General features: G+C 46.9%; 4 protein-coding genes. All 4 read right to left on the bottom strand.

Annotation, left to right across the window (positions count from 1 at the left end):
• Positions 1-432: 432 nt before the first annotated feature.
• The gene (locus NV381_RS35410; RefSeq protein WP_258217979.1) at positions 433-2,691 is read right to left on the bottom strand and encodes a helix-turn-helix domain-containing protein; all 2,259 of its coding nucleotides are present in this window, start codon (positions 2,689-2,691) and stop codon (positions 433-435) included.
• A 174-nt stretch (positions 2,692-2,865) separates the two neighbouring features.
• Positions 2,866-3,309 carry a HEAT repeat domain-containing protein gene (locus tag NV381_RS35405; RefSeq protein ID WP_258217978.1) on the bottom strand — a complete coding sequence of 148 codons (444 nt, stop codon included), beginning with the start codon at positions 3,307-3,309 and terminating at the stop codon, positions 2,866-2,868.
• A 247-nt stretch (positions 3,310-3,556) separates the two neighbouring features.
• The gene (locus NV381_RS35400) at positions 3,557-4,858 is read right to left on the bottom strand and encodes a (Fe-S)-binding protein (protein WP_258217977.1); all 1,302 of its coding nucleotides are present in this window, start codon (positions 4,856-4,858) and stop codon (positions 3,557-3,559) included.
• Positions 4,855-6,267 carry an FAD-binding oxidoreductase gene (locus NV381_RS35395; protein ID WP_258217976.1) on the bottom strand — a complete coding sequence of 471 codons (1,413 nt, stop codon included), beginning with the start codon at positions 6,265-6,267 and terminating at the stop codon, positions 4,855-4,857. Before NV381_RS35395 ends, NV381_RS35400 begins: the two co-directional genes overlap by 4 nt.
• Positions 6,268-6,279: the final 12 nt, after the last annotated feature.

Genomic DNA, 6,279 nt, shown 5'->3' with positions numbered 1-6,279 from the left:
GCGTCTGTGTAGATGTTGCCTTCCAGATTCCGCATACCGTCGGCCTATCTCAATGTTAGTCAATTTCGGGGCTCCGTCACTTTTCAGGCCTACTGCCTGACTGTCTACGCTTAGCACTCAACATTACTGCTGATAGCCCAAGACTCGCTATTGGCAACGCGGCTGCACGTTCTACCAAGCAGGGGTTCCACCTGCTAAATTACACGACCTTGCCCGGTCGCTCACGGAATTCCGACTTCCGTTATCGTCTCCAATTTGCCGAGACAGATTGAATAGCGGAACTTTCAGTTCCGCTAAGGTACTTCATAGCTTGGTAATTTCTCAATACAGTAGCTTTAGCTAGTATCTGTCCAACTTCTAGAAACGATAACTCTACTCCAAGCTTTAGCTCAGTGAGGAAGTTAAGCTTTCTTAGCGGTTACACAGCAGCTGCTAAAGCTCTTTTTGCTTCTGCTCCCTGTATTGACCCGGAGTCATCCCCTCCAGCTTGCGGAACTGACGGATGAAATTTTGCGCATTGGTATACTGCAAGCGTTCAGCAACTTCCGTAATTTTCATTTCCGTAGCGCTCAGCCAGCTCTTCGCCATGTCGTGACGGTATCCGGATAAATAGTCGCTGAAATTAAGCCCGGTTTCTTTACGGAACATCCGACGAATATAATGGGTGCTGTAATTCATCCGCAGCGCACACTGCTCAAGGGTCAGGTCGCTATCATAATGCTCATGGATCAGATCCATCACTGAGCGGGAGATGCTTTTGCCGGATGATTCATGCCGTTTGCGTGTCAGCTCGATCATAGGATGAATAATCTGAGTATTGAACCAGCCTTCGATTTCTTGTGGTGTCTTTAGGCTGAACAGCTGCTCATACTCATTGCGGCGATCCTGGGAAAATAGTTCTCCTGTATCCCCCATGTCATAAATAACCCGAGCCAAATCCGTCAGCAGCATAGCGAAGGACATACGATAAAGGTTAGGGTCGGTTTCTACCCGAAGCACTTCTTGAATAAACTGTTGGAGCAGCTCACCCGCTTTGTCCCTGTCCAGAAAGGCAATCGCCTGTGTTAGCTCTGACACCAGGTGATGCGGATAGTAATGCCGGGACGCTTGCTGCGGCTTCAGGTCATCCAAATGCAAAATAGCTTTTTCCCCAAGACGTAATCTGTATTGCAGAGCTTCTTTGGCTTCTAGAAACGCTTGATGCGTTGCATACATATGCTCATATGGCCGGCTAATTCCTATGCTGACTTTAAGCTCCAGAAATTCAGCTGCTGCCTTCTGTACCGATTCAGCAAGAGCGCTCAAATCGCTCAACAGCTCCCTGTGATTCTCTACATCGCTGCCGACCAAGGTCACCTGATAATTGCCGATAGGCATTGCATGAATCCGCTGGGGCTGCGGGATCAGCTCGGAAGCGATATTGTTGATCGCAAACAAGAGCAGATCCTGCTCATTGGAATTGTACCGCGTTTGCTCCAGTGTATCGATTTGCAGAACCATTACAGCATACCGGTGCCAGGCAGGAATATGATACTGACTTGCTTTTTCATTCAGCTCACCGCGATGCATCTCGCCTTGAAACAGCTTAAGCATGAAGTAATCAATGAGCTGACCCGATTGAATCTTCATTTGACCCTCCAGCTGTTCTTTGGATTGATGCAGCGAAGCGAACTGTGTACCGATCCATTGCAGCTCATCCTTGACTGCAGCTCCTGAGCCGGACGCTTTACTGTGACGCATCGTAAATTCCATCAGGCTACGTACGGGGAAGGACATCCGCCTCGAGCCCCAATAAGCTAGCAGCGCAGTAAACAACAGCAACAGCAGACATGCCGTTAAAGTCGCCCACCCAATCGATGCAGATTCCTTCTTCGCTTCCTCTAAAGGAATTACCGATACATAGGTCCAATTATTGTACCGCGACTGATTATAGATCACGCTGTAGTCCTTACCCTGCAAAGTGCTATTGAAATAGCCCTGCATATTGCGAGTGTTCTGCAATTCCTTCAACCACGGCTCAGACAGGACGCTTTGACCGATTCGACTCGTGTTGCTGTGGATAATGACATTCATCTTGTCGTCAATAATCATCGTTTCCCGCGTTGAAAAACCTCCTGTCAGCAGCTTGGCCAGCTCCGTATTGGACACACGAACGGATAAATAGCCCTTTTGCTCGGAAGCCGTTGACGGAATAGGCTTCACCAGCTTAATGCCCGAGAAGGTTTGATCCATATCCGGCATCCATCGGGAGTTATAGACGGAATTGAATGTCCCGGCTTCCTTCCCTTTATCCGTACCAAAGTAAAAGCCGCCGTCTTTGATATACCATTCGTTCTGAAGACTGTGCAGCTCCACGGACTTAACGCCCAGTTCATACGTTTGCACACCCAGGAGACCTCTAACAAGCAATTCGATATCCTGAAAATCTTCAATTTTCATACGCTTCGCCACTGAATTAACAACAAATGGTGTTTCGGCATAACGACCGGACACCTGGTCAATTACTTTAAGAATTTGCTCGACCCTGTTTTGCGACTGCTGCAAGATGAAAACGTTTGCTTCGTTAACCTTGGTTTGGACTGTAGAAGTTGATTGGAAGAAGGAATAGATGCCAAGAGACAGAAGCGGAATCGTACTAACCAGTGTGGTAAACATCATCAACTTAATGAAAAAAGAGTATCGCGGGGGCATAGCATCCTCCATACGGCGGGTATAGTGCTTCCCATTGTATCATAAGCTTTCGCTTTTGAGGACAATTGTTTTGAGATAAATTACCATATATCTTCTCTAAATCCACAAAAAAAAGAAACCCGCCAACCAGGCCGATTTCTCGCCTTTCGCGGGTGCTTTTCATAATGATGCTGCCTACCTTACTAACAATGACGCCCAGGTGCTTTCGAGCCATGGATCAAAGTCAGCGCCCTTTTCACCTTCGTACGTATCGTATACATCGAGTCTCATCTTTTTTAGCTTCTCTTTAAACTCTTCAAACGTATGACCTTCCGGCAAACTCTTTTTAATTCTAAGCAAAATTTTAGTTACACCTTTAAATAATTCGCCTTTATTTTTGGACGGTAATTGAACTTCCTCACCCAATTCTCTGAGCTTACGGAAAGCCGCCTCTTGAACTTTATACACGGCATCGCTTTTCAATCTAGTCGTCAGCAAATCAATGATTTGTTTGTTTTTCCAACCGCCCAGCTCTTCAACAGCATCTAAACGCTCTCTCCAATTCGACGTTCGATTGACAGATTTTTTTAATTCCTCATAGTTGGGAGGCAAATCGATTTTTACTTCATTACTATTCAAGCCATTCAATCTCCTTTTATCTCCAAATGCTTTTGAACTGCTCCGTATGGAACGAGTATCCGTAAGGACAAACATACCACAGGTATGGCATTTACTCCAAATATATCTTTTAGGATGGCCACAATTGCATATACGCTGAGTTTGATCGTACGTAGACCAACGTGGCAGCAGGAAGCAACAGCCTATGGACCACGCAGAACAGGAATGGCCCTGGATGGGCAGTACTTCTTCTATGTGAATCGCAATTTCATACGATCTCTGCCGCTTCCGCAAGAAATTCTACAAGATGGAGCGCGCGCAGGGTGCCGGACTTATTTTCCCTCTCAATACCTAACTTCATTTGCAATAAGCATCCAGGGTTAGTTGTAATGATCGTGGCTGCCCTCGTGTCGTTCACATGCTCCATCTTTCGATCCAAGATCTCCATAGAAGCATCGAAATTGACGATGTTATAAATTCCCGCTGAACCGCAGCACATCTCCGCCTCTTTCATCTCAATAAACTCAACATTTGGGATGCTTCGGATTAACTGGACGGGTTCTTTGGTCACTCTCTGAACATTGGTCATATGGCATGAACGCTGATACGTAACGCGCTGTGGTGCGTGGCTTGCAAAGGGAAGCCCGCCGCATAAAACAAGAACTTGAGAGATATCTTTCGATTTGTCCGTAAACCTCTTCGCCCGTTCCACCCATTGCGGTTCGTCACATAATAGATGATCATATTCAACCAGCATCGCCCCACAGCCGCCAGCATTATTAACTATGAAATCCACTTCAATCTTCTCGAAAGCAGCAATATTTCTTCTGGCCAGCATTTTAGTTTCATCTAATTTTCCCGCGTGGGCATGCAGTGCCCCACAGCATGTTTGATTCTCGATAACTATGACGTCACATCCTGCTTCAGAGAGCAGCTTGACGGAAAGTTGATTAATTTTTCTAAACATGGCGTCCATCACACAACCGACAAAGAAGGCGATCGTATACTTTTTAGTTCCCTTAGCCGGGGTAAAACGCGGGAGGCTTGAACGCTCCAGCGGGGATACCGTCGGCGGTGTGACTGCTTCAAATTCACCTAAGTGAGAAGGTAATTTTTTCATGAGTCCGCTTTTTCTTGCCAGCTTTTGAACACCGCTTTTTTCATACATCCACATAGCATTTCCTATGAGATTCATTGCTTTTCGGCTAGGGAAAACCTTTTTGAATAACGTATTGCGCAAAGCTCGTACCGGAATGGAATACTTTTTCCTTCGTGTGATGGCTGCCCGAGCTGCTTCCAGGATCGATCCGTATTCTACTCCTGTAGGGCAGACCGTTTCGCAAGCGCGGCATCCCAGACATAGATCCATCGGTTCCTCCAACACAGAAAGATCCGTAATTTTACCCTCGCCAACCATTTTCACCAAATTGATTCGTCCGCGCGGAGAATGCGTTTCCTTTCCCATCGTTGCATATGTCGGGCAAGCCGGCAAACAGTATCCGCATTGAACACATGGATCGGTCTTATCGTATTTCAGTTCTTTGCGCAGCGCCTCTAAATTTTCGTTCATTCACTTAACACCAACTTTTGCCCCGGCTCAGGGAAGATTTTCCCAGGATTCATAATATGATTGGGATCCCAAGCCAGCTTGATTCGTTTCATCATATCTAATCCGGCCGCCCCCAGCTCCATTTCCATAAATGGCGCCTTCATGGTTCCTATGCCATGCTCTCCGGACAAGGTTCCCCCCAGTTGAATGGCAGTTTCGAAAATCTCGGCAACGGCTTGCTCCACACGTCTCATCTCTTCTTTATCGGATTTGTCCGCCAAAATATTCGGATGGAGATTCCCGTCCCCGGCATGGCCAAATACGACAAGATGGATATTGTACTTTATCTTGATTTCCTGAAGGCGACGACACATTTCTGGAATTTGGCTTCGAGGAACGGTTGCATCCTCCGAGATTTTGGTCGGTTTAATCCTGACAATTGCGGGAGAAACCAGCTTCCGTGCCTTCCATACCTCTTCTTTTTCCGCTTGGGTTTGGGGAATACGAACTTCTCTTGCTCCCGCCTCTTTACATACCTTCGATACCTGTTCGGCTTCGTCTTTAACTGCCAAGGGATGACCATCAAGCTCGATGAGAATCAGCGCTTCCGCGTCACGGGGAAGTCCTGAAGGTTCATAGTTTTCTACAGCCACGATGGAGGCTTGATCCATCAATTCCATTTTGGAGGGCAAAATTCCGGAGGTGAGAATTTTTGATATCGCTTTCCCTGCATCAACGAGGCTATCAAAAATAGCCATCACCGTTTCCGATGCCGGCGGCTTTGGAATCAGGCGCAAGATCGCTTTGGTAATAATGCCCAGGGTACCCTCAGAGCCTACGATCAGCTTGGTCAAATCATAACCGGTAACGTTTTTTACGGTCCTGCCGCCTGTCCGAATCAATTCCCCCTCTGGAGTAATCACTTCCAGTCCAATGACATAATCCTTGGTCACGCCGTACTTTAGTCCGCGTGGGCCACCCGAATTTTCCGCCAAATTTCCTCCTATCGTGGATACGTGGGAGCTGCTTGGATCCGGAGGGTATAATAGCCCCTTCTGTTCGGCCGCTTTATGAATATTGGAGGTTAATACACCCGGGGATGCTACAGCAACCAGGTCTTCCTCGTAAACTTCAAGCACATCGTTCATAACGGACAAATCAAATACCATTCCTCCATGAACCGGAAGCGGACCCCCACTTAAGCTGGTCGCTTGTCCACGGGGATATACCGGAATTTTCTCTCGATTGGCTAATTTCACAAGTGCGACCAGTTCCTCTACACTTTTAGTCTGAATAACTACATCCGGCAAATAGGTACCAAAAGAAGCATCAAACGAATAGCTGAAACGATCGCTTTCATTCGTCAGCACTCTGCCGGTTTTTACTATGCTTCTGATCTCTTTCACATGGGAATCCGTTACCTTTTTCAATTTATTCTCTCC

The sequence above is a fragment of the Paenibacillus radicis (ex Xue et al. 2023) genome, assembly GCF_024722015.1.
Taxonomy (GTDB): domain Bacteria; phylum Bacillota; class Bacilli; order Paenibacillales; family NBRC-103111; genus Paenibacillus_S.
This window is presented reverse-complemented; position numbering and strand designations above follow the sequence as displayed.

Coding starts and splice junctions, on each gene's coding strand:
- NV381_RS35410 (WP_258217979.1), bottom strand. CDS start 2,691: ATGCCCCCGCGATACTCTTTTTTCATTAAGTTGATGATGTTTACCACA.
- NV381_RS35400 (WP_258217977.1), bottom strand. CDS start 4,858: ATGAACGAAAATTTAGAGGCGCTGCGCAAAGAACTGAAATACGATAAG.